The following is an 18,557-nucleotide window of genomic DNA, read 5'->3' as shown; positions in this document are numbered from 1 at the left end:
CAGCGTCGCCATGAGCGCAACGCCCGTGGCCCCGTTCGAGCCGGCGGGCGCCCGCTCCCTCTCGACCGCGCGGTGGACCCTCGCGCTCGCCCTGTTCCTCGTCCTGTCCTTCGGGCTCGCCTGGTTCGTCGCCGCTCCGCTCTGGATCGACGGCGGCCTCGCCAACCCCTTCGCGCCGCAACTGGCCATCGCCATGATGCTCACCCCGACCATGGCCGTCGGGGTCGTCATCGCCACGGTCGACCGGGGCCGCAGGCCGTTGCGTCGTCTCGGCCTCTGGCCGCTCACGCCCGCACCCCGCTTCCTGGGCTACTGCGCCATCGCACTGTTCGGCACCATCGCCCTCGTTTTCGCGTTACTGCCCGTCGGCGCCCTCTTCGGCGTCTATCCCGCCGACTTCGTCACCTTCTCGGGCTTCCGCGAGCTCATCGAGCAGTCCATCGCGCGGGCCGGTCTCACGGGCGACGCCGCAGCACTGCCCGCCCCGATCGCCCTGCTCGTCGCCGCCCAATTTCTCAACGTGCTGATCGGCGCCCTGCTCAATGTGCTCCCCGCCCTCGGCGAAGAACTCGGGTGGCGCGGATGGCTGCTGCCGCACCTCCTGCGCCTCGGCCTCGTGCCCGCGCTGCTTCTCTCGGGCCTCATCTGGGGCCTCTGGCATGCGCCCCTCATCCTGCTCGGCTACAACTATCCCGGCGCGCCCGGCTGGCTCGCGCTCCTCCTCATGGTCGGCGTCTGCACGGTGACGGGTGCCGTGTTCGGCTGGTTGCGGTTGCGCTCAGAGTCGGTGTGGCCCGCCGCCATCGCCCACGGCGCCTTCAACGCGGCCGCGGGGCTCTCGATCGTCTTCGTGGCGAGCGGTGAGGAGGTCGACACCGTGCACGCGGGCATTCTCGGCTGGTCCGGATGGCTGGTGCCGCTTGTGCTCGTCGTCGTGCTCGCCGCGACCGGGCAGTTCCGACCGTCGGCCGCCTGGGCCGAACGAGCCGGGCGATCACGCATGTTCGTGAGCTGAGATCATCCGCCCTCTGTCGCGCAAAAGCTGAACCTTCGCGGCCCGTTCACCTGCCGGTTACCGAGCGGCCAGGGCATCGACCCCGCCGCTACCTACTGTCGGAGATCTGGGGGCGCCGCCGTCGCAGTTGGCACCGGCATCCGACACAACCGAGGGAGGGCGAACGGATGTCGCACACCATCGTCGCCGCGAACAGCACCGACGTCTTGATCAAGCCGGCGCCCGTGGCCATGGTGTGGACGGGCGCCGGTTCGTCCCTCGCCGAGATCGCCGTTCCGGGGGTGGCGCTGGCAGAAGGGGATCTGCTGGTCGCCGTGGAACTCGCGACCGTGTCGGGTGCCGATGTGCGGGCTGTCGCCGAGGCGACGGGTGCACCGCTCGTCTTGGGTCACGAACAGGTCGGCCGCATCGTGGCGATGGGTGGCGCCCCCGGCTCAGACGGCGTGTCCATCTCGGGCGGGCGGGCCATCGCGGCCGACGGCCGGGAACTCGTCGTGGGCATGCGCGTGGTGTGGGCCGAGACCGTTGCCTGCCGCACGTGCAGCCGCTGCCTGGCCGACGCGCCGCGGGACTGCACCCGGCCCTCACGTTACGGGCACGATCGCGTGCACCGCGGGTGGGAGCTCTCGGGCGGATTCGCGAGCCACGTTCAGGTCTTGGCGGGCACGGCCGTCGCCATCGTCGACGAGACGACGCCCGCGACCGTTCTGGCGCCGACTCCCGGGGCCGTCGCTCGCGCGGCCGCTGCCCTGCGCACCGCCGCCACCCTCCGTTTACTCTCCGTCGGCCGATCGGGCCCCAGCTGCGGGCTCGACGGCCGCACCGTGCTCGTCGCGGGCGCCGGGATGATGGGCCTCGCGGCCGCCGCCCTCGCCGCCGAGGCCGGCGCAATCGTCATCGTGTCGGAGCCGGACGAGGCGCGCCGCCAGTTGGCGCTCGACTTCGGGGCGACCGCCGTCGCCGACCCGTCGCTCGGTCGCCGGGCACCCGGCGGCCTCGGCTGGGCGCTCAACGAATTGGCCATCGCGGGCCGCGAACCCGTCAGCGTGGCCATCGAGACCTCCGGCGCGCTAGCCGCCGTGGATGGGGCCCGCGCGGTGCTCGTCGACGGGGGCGTGCTCGTGCTCGCGGGGGCCGCAGATGCCACGGGCAGCCCGCCTTCGACCGAGAGCCTGGCCGCGGGCGGCGACATCGCGCCGGCCGCGCTCGTGCGGCACCGCCACACGGTCGCCGGTCTGCACGACTACCTTCCCGAAGATCTGTTGCGAGCGGTCGAATTCGCACGGATGGCGTGGCACCGGCATCCTTTCGCCGCCCTGGTCGGCGACACCCTCCCCCTCGCCCGAGCAAATGACGCGCTCGAGCTCGCCGCGGCGGGCACCCACGTGCGCGTCGGCCTAGCCCCCTAAGCGCGCCTAGCGCCGAGCGCCCAGCGCTCGGACCCCAGGGTCAGCGCGCGGGAACCGCAATCCCGGGCACAAGACAGGGCGGGAGCTCGAAAGCATCCCGCCCTGTCGTCCGCTGACTCTCACGCACCTGATTGCGCGTGCTGCCTCTCTTTCTCGGCGGCACGAAGGGCGCCGGTATGCCAAAACGCCGTCCACACGCGTTGCCAGTAGGACTGTCCAGAGACGAGCGGGTTGTCTTTCCACCGCGAGCCACCGGTCAGAGCGCTCGCAACGGCTGCGGACGCTCCGAAGAGGACGCTCGCGAGCACTCCTGCTCCTCCCGAGGTCAACACGAGCACCGCAACAGCGAGAAGGACGAACACCGCGGCCTGCGCCAGCCCGTCACCTCGAGGCGTCGATGTGATCGAAAGAAGGACACCGATACCTAATCCGGCGCATACGACGCACACGAACATAAGGGGTTCAGACATTCTCGGCTCGTCTTTCGATTTCGAAGGGGACGTTCATCGGCAGTCCCCGTCTCTATAACGCCACACGAGCGGGGCGGGTGCAACGGAAAGGAAAATGCATTCCCGATTGCCGTTGGCGATCGACGCCTGTGAAAAGAAATATGCGCCGTAGGCTCCGCAGAGTACGGCGAGCTGCGGCGCGCGTTTAGCGAGAGCCGCGCAGGCTCCCGTGATCCCGCCCGCGTTCGCGAATGAGCGCGTTTCTGCTTTATTGAATTTCGCACCGTACGCCGCGAGATGCCATGTCCACTTGGGGTCGGCGACGACAGGGTAGATAGCGTCTTGCGAGGGCCGAACTACCTGCACGACTTCGACGTCTCTAACCTCGTAGAGGGTTTCCACGGGATGTCCTGCTCCATCTACCGCCCAAGCATCGTCGAATAGCGCGTATCCTCCCGCGGGGCCGTCGGGACCGACGATCGCAATTTTTCCGTCAGGAAGAGTCAACGGGGAGTATCCATCGGGAAACGTGTAGGTGTACTCGTTGGAAGAGTTCCCTTCAGGGATGACGGTCTGAATGCGTGTGCTGCCGTCATCGAGCACTTGAACCGCGGCGTCGGGACCGCCATCCGTTGACGAAAACACGACGGTGCCATCCGCCGTGACCCGCGGGTCGGCGAGGGAAAGTTCTGACGGGAGGCTTACCCCGAAGTCAGGGACGGTCCCAGGTGCGGACGCAGAGGTCGTGATGAACTCCGTGGGATCTCGCGGAATCTGAATCTCGCCCTGTGCGGTCTTGACTTCCAAATGGTCACCCTCATCAGCAGGGGCCACAACCTCGCCCTGATCGGGAGCTACCCCCCGAATGGTCGCTGCAATGCCTTCGGCGGCGGGTGCAGGCGGCGTTGCCGCGCCGATCGAAGACAAAGCCATGCAGAGTATGAGTCCAGTGGCGAGCAGACGTGGTTCACGGTTCATCATTGAGCGCTCCATCCTGTGGTGGTCGTTGAAAACACCGCAAGGCTAGGAGCGCGATCTCAGGTGCCGCAATCTCAAGATTTCAATAGCCCGGAATGACGCGCCTCTTTCGGCGTGTCGCGATCGGGCACACGACAGGGCGGGAGCTCGAAAGCATCCCGCCCTGTGGGGTGTGGCCCGGCCGCCACCTGTATCACCGAGCGTGGCCGGGCCCGTGCGGCGACCTACTGGAGGGCATCCTTGACGGCCGTCTTGGCCTTCGAGAGGAGTCCGCCCGGGTCGGGCATGGTGCCGTAGAGCGTGGGGTCCGGCGTGGTGGGCGGCGGCATGGGGACACTCGACGTGGGGCCGTCGTGGTAGGTGAACTCGCCGTGGCCGTCGGGTGTGGGGCCCGAAGCCCATGAGCCTTCCTTGGCGGCCTGGCCGTCCGAGAAGTTGAGGTACTGGTAGGACACGTCGCGCTCCTCCTTGTCGATGGGGAACTTGTTCGGCACCGGCAGCATTTCGAGGCCGTCGGTCTCGAGTTCCTTCGCGGCCGTGATCCACTGGTTCTGGTGCATCGTGTCACGGGCCAGCAGGAACGACAGCAGGCTCTTCACGCCCGAGTCGTCGGTCATGTTGTAGAGGCGGGCGACCTGCAGGCGGCCCTGCATCTCGGCGTTGGCGTTGGCCGTGAAGTCGGCGAGCATGTTGCCTGATGCCGTGATGTAGCTGCCCTGCCAGGGGTTGCCGTTGCTGTCGACCGGGCGTGCACCGGCGCCGGCGACGATGGCGTGCTGCACGTCGGTTCCGCCGATGACGGCCGCGAGCGTCGGGTCGTTCTTGACGGCGCGCTCGGTTTCTTCGGCGGGGGCCTTCTCGAGCAGCTGGGCGATCATGATGGCGAGCATCTCCACGTGGCCCATCTCCTCGGCACCGATGCCGTAGAGCAGGTCGCGGTACTTGCCGGGAATGTGCGAGTTCCACGCCTGGAAGCCGTACTGCATCGCGACGGTGATTTCACCGTACTGACCTCCCAGCACCTCCTGGAGTTTGCGGGCGAAAAGCGCGTCTGGCTTATCGGGGGTGGCGCTGTGCTGCAGTTCTTGACGGTGAAAAAACATCTACATTCACTCCTTCACTGATCCGTCGCGCGGCTTGAGTGGGCGGGCGGAATGCCCTGGTGGCTGCGCGTTGGACCCCACGTTAGGGGGGTGCCGGAATCGTCAAAAGAGGGGCGACAAATCGAAGTGACGTGTCTTAGAATCGCGGGTTTCGGTGTGGGGGAGATGCGTTGAAGCGGCGCAGGATGCGGCGCCACGGCAGCTCGTCGGGCCAGTGCGAGCGCAGCGTATGCATGCCCCGGTCGAAGCGTGTGGCGAGCGACGACATACTGCGGAACGGTCGCGCCGAGATGCGCATGTCGACGGTGGGGACGAAGCGCACGGGCCAGAGCGGGTCGAGGTGCAGCGAGACATCCATGTCGTCGTGCAGGTGGGAGTCATGGCGGTGCACGTCGCCGCTGATGCTGGCCCAGGCATCCGCCCTGATGGCGCAGTTCGAGCCGAACAGGGGTGGGCGTCCGAGCGCCAGGCCGACGAGCGCGAAGTAGGCGCCGAGATAGGCGAAAGCGCCGACGTAGCGCAGGGGTGCCGGCCCGTCGTGGAAGGCGGCCGGACCCGTCACGGCGGCCGGTTGTGGTTCGCGCAGCATGGCCTCTTCGACGCGTTCGAGCCAGCGCTCGCCGGGCACGCAATCGGCGTCGAGGCGCGCGAGGATGCTGCCCGTCGCGGCATCGAAACCGGCCGAGGATGCCGCCGGGATTCCGCGGCGGGATTCGCTGACGACGCGCGCGCCGAATTGCCGGGCCACGGCGGCGCTGTCGTCGACCGACCCGTTGTCGACGACCACGATTTCGTCGGGCGGTCGCGTCTGGGCCAGGAGGGCAGTGAGGCACGTGCGCAGGTGTTCGGCGTCATCGAGCACGGGGATGACGACGGACACGGTGGATGGCGGGAGGGGATCTGTCATCGTCCTCGAACTGTAGAGGACGCACCCCGCCGTGTCCTCCCCCTGGACAGGTCGCCGCCGGGGCCGTATGGAGGGTGCGGTCGGTGCCGACGGACCGCGTCGCGCAAGCGTCGCCGCCGACATCCGGGGCGTCTGTCGGCGGCGGCCGTTAAGCTTCACAGATGAGTCGCACACCCGCACGCCGTCAAGAACCCGCCCCGATCAGCCGCGACGCCCTCCTCGCCCTCGAGCCGGATGACCTCGACGAGGCGTTGTACAAACGCTCGGGTCTGCCCGGTCAGCGCGCCAATGTGGCGTTGCTCGACATGGCCTCCGAGGCGCTCCCGCTCGACGAGCTGCGACGCCTGTCGGGTTCGCGCGAGGAATACCTCGCCATGGTCGGTGCCGCGGGTGTCGCCCGAGCTTTCGGTGGCCCGCACGACCTCGCCGAAGAACTGGCGAAAGATCTCGATGCGCTCGCCGCCGACCCCCGTTGGCGCGTGCGCGATGCCGTGGCCCGAGGTTTGCAGAAGGGTGCCGACGAGCACGTCGAACCCGTTCTCGGCCTGGTCGAGGGGTGGGCCGATTCGGGCGATATCGTGCTCGTGCGCACGGCCGTCGAAACCGTCTGCGAGCCGCGGGTGCTCGAGAACGCCGCCGCCCGCCAGGTGGCCGTGCACGCGTGTGAGCGCGCCATGGCCCTGCTCGCGCAGGTCGACGGGCCGCTCGGCGCCGAGGAGCGTTCACTCGCGGCCACCATGTCCTACGCGTGGAGCATCATCGTGCTGGCCGACCCCGACGAGGTGCTGCCGCTCTGGCACGCGCTCGAGCAGGACCCGTCGCCCGTGGTGCAGCGCATCGTCAGCGACAATGTGACGAAGACTCCGCTCGGGCGTCTTCTCGACGAGCGCGGTTAGGCTTTTCGCATGGCGGTCACGCAGGCGCACGAGGGTGTTTTCAAGCATCCGACTTACCCCGGTTTGTACGTCGTCGATCCGGCCCAGGCGCACACCCCGGCCCGTGCAGAGCTGTCGCTCGAGGCGCTGAGGGAGGCTGCCGCCGCGCGCAAGAGCAGCCGGCGTGTGCGAACCATCGTCATCTTCGTGATCACGCTCGTGGCCGTTTTCGCGATCTTGAGCGCCATCGGCTACAACACGTTCTCGAGCATCTTCATCGCGATCGGCGCGGGCATCGTGGTCGATTCCATCCTGTTGCCGCTGCTCTACCGCCCCGGCCAGACGGTGCCGGCCGACGATGTCATCGAGTCGGGGGCAGCGCTCAGCCTGCAGAGCCTCGACGGCTACGGCGTGCCCGTCGGCGACTCGACGCCCTGGTCGACACTGTGGCAGCTCGCCTCGGCCTACGCCGTCGTCGACGACGAGGAAGCCGCGCTCGACGACCTCGAATACTGGAAGTGGCAGGCCGACGCGGCTTCGGGCAGCCACGACGCATCCGTGCCGCGTGGCGCGGCCCGTCGCTCCGAGGATGGCGACGAACCCGGAGCGGAAGCCGTCACCGAAGCGGATGTCGACCGCCAACGTCTGCGCCGCGACCTCGCGCTCGCCGAAGCCGACTCCCTCGCGACGCGCCTCGGCTACCCACCCGCGCCGCGCACGCCGGGCCACCCGCATCCGCTCACCGAAACGCGGCCGGGCGACGACCTCGTCTGATCCGTCGGCATCGGCGTCGGCGCCGGCGCGGCCTGAACCGGCCTAGCGGGCCTGGGCGACGAGTTCGGCGCGTGAGCGGGCGCCGGCCTTGCGCAGCAGGTTCGAGACGTGGAACTTGACCGTGTTGTCGCTGATGCCGAGCGTGCGGGCGATGTCTTTGTTGCGTGACCCCGAGGCGAGAAGGCGCAGGACCTCGCGTTCGCGCGGGCTGAGGGTCACGGCATCCGTCAGATGATCGGGCTCGGCCGGCGGATCGAGGGGGAGGGCGATCGAGAGCTCGGAACCCCAGCCGGGCGTCGACGCCACGTTGAGCTTGCCGTCGAGGGCCGTGACCCGCTCGGCGATGGGCCGCAGCGAATCGTCGTGGGCCGTGAGCTCGCCGCGGCCGTCGTCACGGATGCCGATGAGCAGATTGAGGCCGTCGCAATCCCACTGGATGCGCACTCGACGTGTCACCCCCGTGTCAACGAACGCCAGCACGGCGCTGCGCACGATGGCGCGCGCGGCATGCGCGACCTCACCGGGCAGGGCTCGACCCGTGACGGGTGGCTCGACGAATTGCACGTCGAGGTCGCCGAATCGAGCGAGCGGGCGGAGATCGGCCTGAAGGCGCGCGAACGCACCGACGACGGGTTCGAGCATGGCCTCGCGCTGCTCGTCGGTCGCCACGCGGATCTGCACGAGCGCGGCGGCCGCGACATCGATGGCCATGGTGCGCGCGGCCGTGTCGGAGAGGCGGCTCGAGCGCAGGATCGCCAGGATCGACTCGAGCGCGAGGGCCTGCCGGTCGGCCTGCTCGGCGGCCGTGTGCGCGTGCTCGAGGAGCAGCTCGCGCGTGGCGAGTTCGGCGGGGGCGGGCTCGGTCTCCATGCCACCCACCCTACTCTCGCGACCCACCCTGTCTGAATGGGTAGGTCGAACGGTTCGAACGGGTGGCCGCACGCGCGAGCCGCCCCTCGCAGACTGGAGGCATGCCCGCAGACTCCGACACCGAATCGACCGCTCTGGCCGCCATCATGGCCGAACTCGACGCCCTCGCCGAGAACATCGACGACGGCCAGCTCGACGAGGTGGCGACCCTGCTCTCGCAGGCGGACCGCGTGTTCGTCCAGGGCGCCGGCCGCTCGGGCTTCGCGCTGCAGATGACGGCCATGCGCCTCATGCACCTCGGCCTGACGGTGTTCGTCGTCGGCGAGACCACGACGCCCGCCATCCGCGAGGGTGACGTTTTGCTCGCCGCCAGCGGGTCTGGCACCACCGGCAGCGTCGTGAACGCCGCCGAGACGGCGCGTTCGGTTTCGGCGCGCATCGCGGCCATCACGACGGCGGCCGACTCGCCGCTCGCCGACCTCGCCGACGTCACGGTCGTCGTCCCCGCCGCCACCAAGCTCGACCGATCCGGCACCGCCTCGGCGCAATACGCCGGCAGCCTGTTCGAGCAGTCGGTGGTGCTGATCGGCGACGCCGTGTTCCACCAGCTGTGGAAGGCGTCGGGCCTCACGGCGGACGACATCTGGCCACGCCACGCAAACCTCGAGTAGGGCTCACGCTTCTCGCTCCTCCATCCATCGACACCCGTCAAGGAAGAACACAATGAAACTGCAATTCGCCATGGACACCCTCACGACCGACGCCGCCCTCGAACTGGCCGCCGCCGCCGCACCCCACGTCGACATCATCGAGCTCGGCACCCCGCTCATCAAGAGCGCCGGCCTCAGCGCCATCACGGCCATCAAGGACGCGCACCCCGACAAGATCGTCTTCGCCGACCTCAAGACGATGGATGCCGGTGAGCTCGAAGCCGACATCGCCTTCCAGGCCGGAGCCGACCTCGTGACCGTTCTCGGTGTCGCGGGCGACAGCACCATCGTCGGAGCCGTCAAGGCTGCCACGAAGCACGGCAAGGGCATCGTCGTCGACCTCATCGGTGTCGCCGACAAGTCCGCGCGTGCCAAGGAGGTCGTCGCCCTCGGCGCCCAGTTCGTCGAGATGCACGCGGGCCTCGACGAGCAGGCCGAGGATGGCTTCACGTTCGGCACGCTGCTGACCGACGGAAAGTCCTCGGGTGTGCCGTTCTCGGTCGCCGGCGGAATCACCGTCGACACCATCGAGTCGGTGCAGGAGTCGGGTGCCGACGTCGCCGTCGCCGGCAGCGCGATCTACAGCGCCCCCGACGTCGGAGCGGCCGCAGCGGCACTGCGCGCCAAGATCAAGTAGGTCGTCAGTCGGCGAGACAGATCGTCGTCAAGATCACATCGGGGCCCGGGCGGGCGTAGGAGTAGAAATCCAGCCAGTCCGCCTGGGCAACGAATTGGTTGCCCACCTCCGACGCCGAGTCGGCCTCGGAGGCGATCCCCTTCGATTCCCAATAGGCGCGCACGCCGTCGAGATCGTCGGTCGCCGTCGGGAGCCGTTCCTCGCCCTCGGGCACGAGGGGTAGGCCGTCAGCGTCGACCAAGAGTTCGGCCGAGAACGAGTAGCTCCAGCTGGTGCCGGGTTGCGAATTCTCGAGCGTGCACTCCTCGGCCAAAGCCCGCACCGGCAAGCCATTCGGGGAGAACGAATTGTCGGGATCGCCGCCGAGGATCTCGACCGTGCGATCACCCAGCTCGGTGAGCTCGGATGCCGCGCCGCCGTTCGAGAAGTGAGTCTCGGCGGCGGTGGGCGGCTGAGCTTTCGACACCACCTCTTCGATCGCCTGAGGGATCTGGAAGCCGAGCAGGATCAGGTTCGAGGGCACCGCGAAGACGAGCACGATTATCGATGCGACGAGCGCGATGCGCGAGAACCGCGGGTCGCGTCGCAGGCCCCGCACGGTCACGATGAGCACCACGAGCGGGATGCCGACACCGATCGCCGCCCCGACCAGAAACCAGATGAGCAGCACGACGTCGTCGGAGTCGCCGCCCGCCCCGCTGAAGTCGCGAGCCAGCAACGCCGAGAACTGGACGATCCAGCCGACGAGCAGCCCCACCGGCATGAAGATCGCCGCGATAACGCCTCCGGCCCGCCCCGGCGTGAACGATGGCTGCGTTTCGGAACGCGAATCTGCGTGTTGTCCTACGTCGCTCACGGTGCGCCCCTCGCTGTTGACCTGCTCACATCATTCCGGTGTCACCGGCACAGAGCGAATTGACATGGCGCCCTTGCGCTCGTTCTCGCGGGACACTCTCCAATCGCGGCATTCGGGTCGAGACGTCTTAAAGCAAGTGGGTTGCCAGGACATGGGGTGCGTCGTCTACTGGCTAGATGGAAATGATCTACTACGCGAATGACACAATTCGCACCGGCACAGAGATCTCGCGGGCGGTCCTCGCCTACGCGGGTGCGCTTGCACGAAGAAAGTCGTCGGCAACGATAGATATCCCGGTCCGCCGCGCCGACGGGACCGTGGGCCGCGCCAACCTGCTTCTCGGCCCGGCCAGTCAGCTCGTCGCCGAAACATACGCCGACGACGCCACCGAAATCGAGGATGCGGAACTCGTCGAGACGCTGAACGCCGAGATCAGAAATCTGGGTGGCGGGAGCGGCCGTCCCTTCGACGAATGGGATGTCGAGCAGGGCGACCACGAGTTGCCCTGATGATTCCTTGCCAAGTCAATCCCTGAGCAAATGTATTGCGCTAATTGGACAAGGCGAGGAGGGTGGAAGGTACACCTAACGGAAAGACGCCATGGGAAAACTCACTTATGACGCATCGCTCGTGATCGATTTCGATGATCGGACTCTGGCTCACCTGCAGATCGTCATCACCGCAAAGCTCCGCCGCCGCGAATCCTTCATCTTCAGCTGGCGCGACGACGCCGACGTCGGAGATGGTCGCACCACCGTCTGGCTCGACCCGACGATCTCTCTTGTCTACAAATTCCTCGGCGGGCGTCCGCCGCAAATCAACAAGGCCTGGATCGAAGCGCTGACCGCCACAGCGAACTCGCCCGGCGGCCTCCACCTTGTCAAAGAACCCCTGGTCTAAGGAACACACCATATGCGACGTGTCGACATCACCTACGGCGGAACCACTTACTCGCTGCCCCGCACCACGGTCGACGAGGTGAAACGAACGATAGAGGATGCGTTCGCAGCCACGGGCCCGCAGTGGATGACCGTGAACTTCGGCGAGGGCAAACCGCAGCCGGTCGAGATCCTCATCAACTCGCAGGTGTCCATCGCGCTTTCGCAGGTCTCGACCGAGGACGATGAGCGACCCGATGTGCCCCACGAGGACTACGGAACGCTTCCGCAGACGAGCGCGAGCAAGGCCGACGCCGATACGGGCGCCGGCGACTACGAGCACGACCACTAGCCGCCGGACTCGCGGGTGAAGCCCCGTTGCGCCCTCTGCGACAGGCCTGATTCGGCGATGTGGTGTGTCAAGACCCTCTCACCCGCCGTGCCCTCGTAGTCGAGGATCGTGTAGCTGCCGCACGAGATGTTCGCGCGGGGCGCTCCGAGCGTGTCGACGAGTTCCTCGCCCCAGGCCGAACGGTCGTCGAGGACCAGATAGGACACCCGGCCGCCGTCATAGTCGGCGAGATTCACCATCCACGGCCGGGCGTTCAGGTATTCGTCGATTTGCAGCAGGTGCACGTTCGGCGCGCCATAGGTCTTCAGCCCGCGGATGGCCCAGAACTGGCCGGCGCCCGTGAGCGTGCGCCCGGCCAGCCACCCCTCGAGACAGGCCGCGCCGGGCAGGTGCGCGCGCGACACCGACGCGGCGACCGCGGAGCCCGCGCCCACGATGCCGCCGAGCAGCAGGACCACGAGTAGCAGGCCGAGGGCGGCGGGGCGCTGCTTCGGCGTCGGGGTCTGCTTCGGCGAGGGGGTCGGATGATCGGGCGCAGAGGCGGTCGGTTGTGCGCGGTCACGTCGCGCGAGAGTCAGAGCCGGTCCCGCAAGAAGTCGTGCGCGGGGCTGGCCGGCTCGCATCTTCTCGCGCACCGTGTCGAGACACAAGCCGATGAGCGCTGGCAGGACAAGCAGCGGTGCGAAGGCGAGCGGTTGCAGATAGCGCGTCGCGTTTGTGCCGACGAGAACGGAGCCCACGGCGACCGCCAGGACCGTGACGGCGGCGAGCAGGAAGAGGAGTTGGCGGCGCAGGGGGAGCTGCGGCATCCGGAGCGCGGCGAGGCCGGCCACGAGCGTGACACTGCCGAGGGCGGACAATAGGACGAGTTCGATGACGCCCGTCGGGCGCGAGAACATATCGGCAATCGCGGCGCCGTAGAACCGCAGGGGCGTGAGGATGTCTCCGATGTGCAGGTAGTTGGCCGGGTCCATCGAGAGGTACGGGGCGAGCGGTTTGCGCAGGAGCACGCCGCCGAAGCATCCGGCGATGAGGACCACCGACGGAACGAGGGCCGTGCGCCACCCGATGCGGCCGAGGCCCGCCAGGCCGAGCAGCGTGACCACGGCGGGCGCGGCCGTCCAGACGCCGTAGAGCGGGTTCGACGTCACGCTCACGACAGTGAGGATGCCGAGCGCCACCAGCAGTGCCCCCCGATGGCCCGACGCGGCCGAGGCCGGGGAGACGTTCGGCGGTGCGGGCCGCGCTGGTCCATCGGACGCATCCGGCGCTACGGACGGGGTGGTCTCGGTCGGCGCGTCACGGGCGACCATCCGTGCGAGCAACCAGGCAGCCGCCAACATGGCGAGAACGGTGGGGTAGTAATAGGTGGTCGTCGCGAGCAGCGAGAAGAGTTCGAAGGAGTCGGCGTTGGTGGTCGATTCGAGCAGGGTCGCGGCGAGCGGGACGGCGAACGTGACGAGACTCACCGCCACGACGAACCGCCGGCCGCGCCCGGGAAGGCTCAGCCCGGCGATCAGCCGGATCAACGCGTAGAGCGCGACGAAGTTGAGAATCGCGTTGACGGTGAGCGCGTCGAACGGGTTCGCGGTGAGGAACGCCAACACGAGGTAGACCGGGATCTCGATGAGGAAGACGGTCGTCGACATCGCCCATTCAAACGGCTGCCCGGCCTGCAGCGAGCGTTCGAAGAGCGGCAGGATGACCGAGTCGCCGTCGAAGAACAGCAGCCAGGAGCGCTGCGTCGACAGCAGGTGCAACACCGCGAGCAGGGTGAGGAGCAGGGCCGCGAGCACGCCGAGCAGGTCGATCGCCCACGGGGACCGCAAGCGGCGCCGCGCGCCCCGATCATCCCCGCCGTGTGTCACGGTCACACACTAGGGGGCCGGGGCCTCTCAAAGCTGCGAAGTTGCGGCGCGAACGCCTAGACGGCTGCGGTGCCCGTCGTGACGAAGAGCCGATTGTTCCACGGGTCGTCGAAGCTCACGGTGCGCCCGTCGTCCTGACGCTCGACACGGTAGTGCGCCAGGCGCTCGCCGAGGGCCCCGAGTGCGTTGCCGTCGGGCACGACGATGTCGACGCGGCCGAGGCCGAGCGCGGGCATGCGTGGACCGGCACCGCGAGAGTTCCACACGTTCATGGCCATGTGGTGGTGGTAACCGCCCGCCGACACGAAGACGGCCGTGTTGCCGACGGCGGCCGTCTGGTCGAAGCCGAGCGTGTCGACGTAGAAGCTGCGGGCGGTCGCGACATCCCCCACCGAGAGGTGGATGTGGCCCACGCGGGCGCCGCCGAAGAGCGTCTCGTCGCCCGGCGCGTCGGCGGCCTCGTCGGTGAGGTGGTCGGCGAGGTATTGGTTGGGGTCGAGGAAGATCGTGTCCATCTCGACCTGGCCGTGCACCCAGCTCCAGTCGCTGCGGTCGCGGTCCCAATAGAGTTCGACGCCGTTGCCCTCGGGGTCGGTGAAGTAGAAGGCCTGGCTGACCAGGTGGTCGGCGCTGCCCGTGAAGGTTCCGGGCGCGTGGCGGGCCACCGAGTAGAGGGATGCCGCGAGGGCGGCCTGCGTGTCGAACAGGATGGCGGTGTGGAACAGCCCGGCCGAACCGCTGGGTGCGTGCGCCAGGGCGGGGGAGTGCTCGAGGATCACGACGGGCGTGGTGCCGCGGCCGAGCGTGACGGTGTGACGGTCGGCGCTGAGCACGCGCAACGTGACGGCGTCCCGGTAGTAGGCGGTCATGCCATCCAGGTCGGCCACGAGCAGCGTCACGGGGCCCATCGCGGTATCGGCGGCGAGCTTGTCGCCGGGCACGGGCACGGTCGCCTCAAACGTATTCATATTCATGAAAACGGATGTCGCGCCCGCGGCATTCCCGATCAGGCCCGCGGCTCGGACGACCCGTCCCGCAACGCACCTGACGCGGCCTTCTCGGCCAGCCCCACGCGCGAGTGACGGCGGCTGTACGCGAAGTAGATGATGAGGCCGAGTGCCAGCCACGCCGCGAACCGCACCCACGTGAGCGTGGTGAGCCCCAACATGAGCCACAGGCAGAGCGCGGCCGACAGGATCGGCAGGAACGGCGACAGGGGCACCTTGAAGGCGCGCGGCAGGTCGGGCTGCTTCTTGCGCAGCACGACGACGCCGATGCTGACCAGCACGAACGCCGACAGGGTGCCGATGTTGATCATCTCTTCGAGCACGCCGACATCGGTGAAGCCCGCGATGACGGCCACGAGGGCGCCGACGATGATCTGCGTGCGGATGGGCGTCTTGCTCTTCGACGACGTCTTGCTCAGCCATCCGGGCAGCAGGCCGTCGCGGCTCATGGCGAAGATCACGCGCGCGAGGCCGAGCAGCAGCACCATGATGACGGTCGTGAGGCCCACGAGGATGCCGACCGAGATGATGCCGGCGGCCCAGTCGGCGCCGACGGCCGTGAAAGCCGTGCTGAGCGAGGGATCGTCGGCTTCGGCGAGGGTCGTGTATGGCACCATGCCCGTGAGCACGAGCGTGACGCCGATGTAGAGCACGGTGACGATGGCGAGGCCCGCGAAGATTCCGCGCGGCAGGTTCTTCTGCGGGTTGCGCACCTCTTCGGCGCTCGTGGCCACCACGTCGAAGCCGATGAAGGCGAAGAAGACGAGGGATGCTCCGGCGATGAGTCCGAAGAAACCGTATTGTGCGGGCTGCGCACCCGTCGCGAAGGCGAAGAGCGATTGCGTCCAGACATCCGCTGCGCCGCCCTCGGTGGGAACGGCCGGCGGGATGAACGGCGAGTAGTTCTCGGGCCGGATGAAGAACGCACCCACGACGATGACGAACAGCACGATCGCGATCTTGATAATCGTGAACACCGAGCTGACGCGCGACGACAGCTGCGTGCCGATGGCCAACAAGGTGGTGAAGATGGCGACGATGATGAAGGCGCCCCAGCTGATCTGCACGCCGAAGACGTCGAGCGTCTTGGGCACGTCCCAACCCAGGATGGCGAAGACGTCGGCCAGGTAGATGCCCCAGTACTTGGCGATCACGGCCGCCGCGGTGAGCATCTCGAGGATCAGGTCCCAGCCGATGATCCAGGCGAGCAGCTCGCCGAGTGTTGCGTAGGTGAAGGTGTAGGCCGACCCGGCGACGGGCACGGCCGAGGCGAACTCGGCGTAACACATAATCGCGAGCGCACACGTGATGGCCGCGAAGACGAACGCGATGGTGACCGACGGGCCCGCATAGTTGGCCGCGGCCTTGGCGCCGACCGAGAAGATTCCGGCACCCACGGCGACCGCGACGCCCATGAGCGCGAGGTCGACGGGTCCGAGCGAGCGCTTCAGGCTCTGGCCCTCGAGCTTGCTGTCGGCCAAGGATTCTTCGACACTCTTCGTGCGCCAGATGCTCATGGTGGATCTCCCGATGGTGCGTCCGCCCGTGCGGCGGGGACTATCGAGGATGGCAGATGCCTCAGGTTCCTGGCAATCCGTGTGACGGTTCGCCGCGCCGGTGCGGCCGGAGAGATGTCTGCTCGGCCGCACACTCAGCCAGCCAGCTAGTCGGCGACGTCGCCCGCGCGCAGCAGATCGGCCTCGAGGCTGCGCACGATCGGCAGAACCTTCTCGCCGAACTGTTCGACCTCCTCGATGAAGTGCAGGAAGCCGAGCAGCATGAGGTCGACGCCGCGCTTCTTGTAGTCGACGATGCGCGTGGCCACCTGTTCGGCGTCGCCGATGAGCCGCGTGCGGAAGCCGTCGTTGTATTGCACGAGGTCGTCGAACGACGAGTCGGCCCACATGCCCTTCTTGTCGCCCGTGGAGGCTCCCGCCTGCTGCACGGAGGCGCGGAAGGCCTCGACCGATTTCACGTCGGCGTGCGCGATGATCTCGCGCAGCTGTTCGCGGGCCTCGGCCTCGCTGTCGCGCACGATGGTGAACCCGTTCAAGCCGAAGCGCACCGCCCGGTTGTGCGCCCGTGCGACAGCCGTCACATCGTCATACTGCTCGGTGAAACCGTCGAAGTCCTTGCCGTTCGAGAAGTACCAATCGGCGTGGGCGCCACCGTTGAACCGGGCCGCCGTCGAGTTGCCGCCCTGGAAGATCTCGGGATGCGGTCGCCCCTCGACCGGGTAGGGCCCTGGCCGCAGGCTGAACCCGTGCGAGCGGTAGAAGTCGCCGTTGAAGTCGAACTCCTCCGTCGTCCACAGCCCCCGCAGCATCTCGATGAATTCAGCGGACCGCCGGTAGCGTTCGTCGTGTTCGAGCCAGGGCAGGCCCAGGTCGGTGTACTCGTTCTTGAACCATCCCGACACGACGTTGACGGCCGCGCGGCCCTTCGAGAACTGGTCGGCCGTGAGGATGAACTTCGCGAGCACGGCGGGCTGCCAGAAGCCCGGGTGCACGGCGGCGATGACCTTGAGCTTCTCGGTGGCGAGCAGCAGGGCGAGGCTCATGCTGGTCGACTCGTGTTGTTGCGCGGCGCCGTAGCTCGACGCGTATCGCACCTGGCTGAGCGCGTATTCGAAGCCCACGCGCTCGGCCGTCTGCGCGAGTTTCACGTTGTAGTCGTAGTCCCACGACGTGCGCTGCTCGATGGTCGAGACGACGAGGCCGCCCGAGACGTTGGGCACCCAGTAGGCGAATTTGAGCGGTTCGGCGGAGGGCAGTGTGCGGATGTCGGTCATCGAAACTCCTCGGAATGCGGATGGACTGCCCCCACGCTAAGGACCCACCCTGGAGACCGGTTCGAAATCCCGAACTGTGACGAAGAATGACGGGATGAGCGCCGCTCAGCAGCGCCGCAGCTCGTGACCCTCGGCGCCCGCGGGCACGAGGTCCCGGTCGCGGATGACGGTGGATGCGGGCAGCTGCGGGTCGTTGCACACCTCGGCGACGGTGCCGCCCAGGTCATCCGTGTATTCGATGTCGATCACGCGGTCGCCGTAGACGTCGGTGTAGACCTCGCACTCGTCGTACCGCTGGCATTCCTCGGCCACCGCGAAGTCGAAGCCGATCTCGCTGCGCCCGCGGTCGCCGAGCTCGGCCGTGTTCTTCTGGCCCGCGTCGAGACCGTTCTCGTGCGCCAGCCCGACGAGCAGCGTCGCGAGCGCTTCGGCGTCGGCCACGTCGAGCGCGCCATCCGATCGCGTGTAGGAGTCGAGGTTGTCGAACTCGACCGCCTGATAACCGTCGGATGCGCAGTGCCCCACGACCGCGGTCAACTGACGCGCGATGCCCTCACGTTTCTCCGCCGTCGAACTGTCGAGGACGCGCTCGTCCGGCCACCCCGGGTCGAACACCTCGGCGCCCGACGCATCGTGCAGGATCAGCTCGTCGGGCCACTCGGCGCCCGGCTGCGTCTGGAACCCGTTGACGTAACATATCGAGTACACCCCCGGCGCGGGCATTTCGGCGCTGTCGCGCACGACGATCCCGACCCCGGCGTCGGGTTCGTACGGGCCCCCGAGCTGATAGTCGACGGCTGCGCCGGCCGGCCAATCGACAATGACCTGCCCGGGCGTCTGCTGCACGAACGAGCCGGAATACTCGGTGGTCACGCCGGAGCTCGCCGGGTTCGACGACGCGCAGCCGGCGAGAACCGCGAGGCCCACCGCGAGCACGCCCACCCTGCCGAGGCTGCCGAGCGGTCGCGACGCCTTCGTGTGGGCGCGGCGCGGGGCGGGCAAGGTGGATCGAGTCATCTGGCCAGGATGACACACGGAGACGACGCGCTGAGATGAGGCCGGCAGGAGGCGTGACGAT

General features: G+C 68.1%; 20 protein-coding genes. 9 read left to right on the top strand and 11 right to left on the bottom strand.

Annotated elements, in window-relative coordinates:
* The first annotated feature begins 10 nt into the window (after window positions 1-10).
* Together ACZ6IE_RS12845 and ACZ6IE_RS12840 are read left to right on the top strand one after the other, a co-directional pair.
* Window positions 11-1,015: a CPBP family intramembrane glutamic endopeptidase gene (locus ACZ6IE_RS12845; protein ID WP_464608274.1), complete on the top strand. Its 1,005-nt coding sequence runs from the start codon at window positions 11-13 to the stop codon at window positions 1,013-1,015.
* A 167-nt stretch (window positions 1,016-1,182) separates the two neighbouring features.
* On the top strand, window positions 1,183-2,424 hold the full coding sequence (locus ACZ6IE_RS12840; protein ID WP_464608273.1) for a zinc-binding dehydrogenase: 1,242 nt from the start codon (window positions 1,183-1,185) through the stop codon (window positions 2,422-2,424).
* A gap of 119 nt (window positions 2,425-2,543) precedes the next feature.
* Here the strand turns inward: ACZ6IE_RS12840 and ACZ6IE_RS12835 are convergent, their stop codons facing one another.
* The 4 genes from ACZ6IE_RS12835 to ACZ6IE_RS12820 form a co-directional block, all read right to left on the bottom strand.
* Complete coding sequence (locus ACZ6IE_RS12835) at window positions 2,544-2,894, bottom strand: hypothetical protein (RefSeq protein ID WP_464608272.1); 351 nt, start codon at window positions 2,892-2,894, stop codon at window positions 2,544-2,546.
* A 33-nt stretch (window positions 2,895-2,927) separates the two neighbouring features.
* Window positions 2,928-3,854 (bottom strand): hypothetical protein, encoded by a 927-nt coding sequence (locus tag ACZ6IE_RS12830; RefSeq protein WP_464608271.1) that lies wholly within the window; start codon window positions 3,852-3,854, stop codon window positions 2,928-2,930.
* Window positions 3,855-4,075: 221 nt separating this feature from the next.
* The gene (locus ACZ6IE_RS12825) at window positions 4,076-4,954 is read right to left on the bottom strand and encodes a manganese catalase (RefSeq protein WP_077054852.1); all 879 of its coding nucleotides are present in this window, start codon (window positions 4,952-4,954) and stop codon (window positions 4,076-4,078) included.
* A gap of 136 nt (window positions 4,955-5,090) precedes the next feature.
* Window positions 5,091-5,861, bottom strand: a complete 771-nt coding sequence (locus tag ACZ6IE_RS12820) for a glycosyltransferase family 2 protein (RefSeq protein ID WP_464608270.1) — start codon at window positions 5,859-5,861, stop codon at window positions 5,091-5,093.
* 161 nt (window positions 5,862-6,022) lie between these two features.
* Here ACZ6IE_RS12820 and ACZ6IE_RS12815 point away from each other — a divergent pair, with 161 nt between their 5' ends.
* Together ACZ6IE_RS12815 and ACZ6IE_RS12810 are read left to right on the top strand one after the other, a co-directional pair.
* Complete coding sequence (locus ACZ6IE_RS12815) at window positions 6,023-6,757, top strand: hypothetical protein (RefSeq protein ID WP_464608269.1); 735 nt, start codon at window positions 6,023-6,025, stop codon at window positions 6,755-6,757.
* A gap of 9 nt (window positions 6,758-6,766) precedes the next feature.
* On the top strand, window positions 6,767-7,510 hold the full coding sequence (locus tag ACZ6IE_RS12810; RefSeq protein ID WP_464608268.1) for a hypothetical protein: 744 nt from the start codon (window positions 6,767-6,769) through the stop codon (window positions 7,508-7,510).
* A 42-nt stretch (window positions 7,511-7,552) separates the two neighbouring features.
* Here the strand turns inward: ACZ6IE_RS12810 and ACZ6IE_RS12805 are convergent, their stop codons facing one another.
* A complete protein-coding gene (locus ACZ6IE_RS12805; RefSeq protein ID WP_464608267.1) occupies window positions 7,553-8,380 on the bottom strand; it encodes a LuxR C-terminal-related transcriptional regulator in 828 nt (275 codons plus the stop codon).
* Window positions 8,381-8,481: 101 nt separating this feature from the next.
* Here ACZ6IE_RS12805 and hxlB point away from each other — a divergent pair, with 101 nt between their 5' ends.
* Window positions 8,482-9,051, top strand: coding sequence for a 6-phospho-3-hexuloisomerase (gene hxlB / locus ACZ6IE_RS12800; RefSeq protein ID WP_464608266.1), 570 nt, complete (start codon window positions 8,482-8,484; stop codon window positions 9,049-9,051).
* Window positions 9,052-9,103: 52 nt separating this feature from the next.
* Window positions 9,104-9,727, top strand: a complete 624-nt coding sequence (hxlA, locus tag ACZ6IE_RS12795; protein ID WP_079728654.1) for a 3-hexulose-6-phosphate synthase — start codon at window positions 9,104-9,106, stop codon at window positions 9,725-9,727.
* Window positions 9,728-9,731: 4 nt separating this feature from the next.
* Here hxlA and ACZ6IE_RS12790 read toward each other — a convergent pair whose 3' ends face one another.
* On the bottom strand, window positions 9,732-10,583 hold the full coding sequence (locus ACZ6IE_RS12790; protein WP_464608265.1) for a hypothetical protein: 852 nt from the start codon (window positions 10,581-10,583) through the stop codon (window positions 9,732-9,734).
* A gap of 176 nt (window positions 10,584-10,759) precedes the next feature.
* On the opposite strand from ACZ6IE_RS12790, the gene ACZ6IE_RS12785 reads away from it, so the two are divergent.
* From ACZ6IE_RS12785 to ACZ6IE_RS12775, 3 genes are all read left to right on the top strand, one after another.
* A complete protein-coding gene (locus ACZ6IE_RS12785; protein WP_464608264.1) occupies window positions 10,760-11,092 on the top strand; it encodes a hypothetical protein in 333 nt (110 codons plus the stop codon).
* 91 nt (window positions 11,093-11,183) lie between these two features.
* Complete coding sequence (locus ACZ6IE_RS12780) at window positions 11,184-11,483, top strand: DUF7882 family protein (RefSeq protein WP_077054861.1); 300 nt, start codon at window positions 11,184-11,186, stop codon at window positions 11,481-11,483.
* Window positions 11,484-11,495: 12 nt separating this feature from the next.
* The gene (locus ACZ6IE_RS12775) at window positions 11,496-11,813 is read left to right on the top strand and encodes a hypothetical protein (RefSeq protein WP_464608263.1); all 318 of its coding nucleotides are present in this window, start codon (window positions 11,496-11,498) and stop codon (window positions 11,811-11,813) included.
* Here ACZ6IE_RS12775 and ACZ6IE_RS12770 read toward each other — a convergent pair.
* The 5 genes from ACZ6IE_RS12770 to ACZ6IE_RS12750 all read right to left on the bottom strand — a co-directional run bounded on the left by ACZ6IE_RS12770 (window position 11,810) and on the right by ACZ6IE_RS12750 (window position 18,496).
* A complete protein-coding gene (locus ACZ6IE_RS12770; RefSeq protein ID WP_464608262.1) occupies window positions 11,810-13,681 on the bottom strand; it encodes a hypothetical protein in 1,872 nt (623 codons plus the stop codon). The genes ACZ6IE_RS12775 and ACZ6IE_RS12770 overlap by 4 nt on opposite strands.
* A gap of 56 nt (window positions 13,682-13,737) precedes the next feature.
* Entirely contained in the window at window positions 13,738-14,649 is a 912-nt protein-coding gene (locus tag ACZ6IE_RS12765) for a VOC family protein (RefSeq protein WP_464608261.1), read from the bottom strand.
* A gap of 38 nt (window positions 14,650-14,687) precedes the next feature.
* Window positions 14,688-16,205, bottom strand: a complete 1,518-nt coding sequence (locus ACZ6IE_RS12760; protein WP_464608260.1) for an amino acid permease — start codon at window positions 16,203-16,205, stop codon at window positions 14,688-14,690.
* 146 nt (window positions 16,206-16,351) lie between these two features.
* Window positions 16,352-17,479: a dimethylsulfone monooxygenase SfnG gene (gene sfnG / locus ACZ6IE_RS12755; protein WP_464608259.1), complete on the bottom strand. Its 1,128-nt coding sequence runs from the start codon at window positions 17,477-17,479 to the stop codon at window positions 16,352-16,354.
* 105 nt (window positions 17,480-17,584) lie between these two features.
* Window positions 17,585-18,496, bottom strand: a complete 912-nt coding sequence (locus ACZ6IE_RS12750; RefSeq protein ID WP_464608258.1) for an endo alpha-1,4 polygalactosaminidase — start codon at window positions 18,494-18,496, stop codon at window positions 17,585-17,587.
* Window positions 18,497-18,557: the final 61 nt, after the last annotated feature.

The sequence above is a fragment of the Okibacterium sp. AC114 genome, from assembly GCF_979253355.1.
The sequence above is the reverse complement of the archived record's forward strand: the minus strand, read 5'-3'. Positions and strand labels throughout refer to the sequence as shown.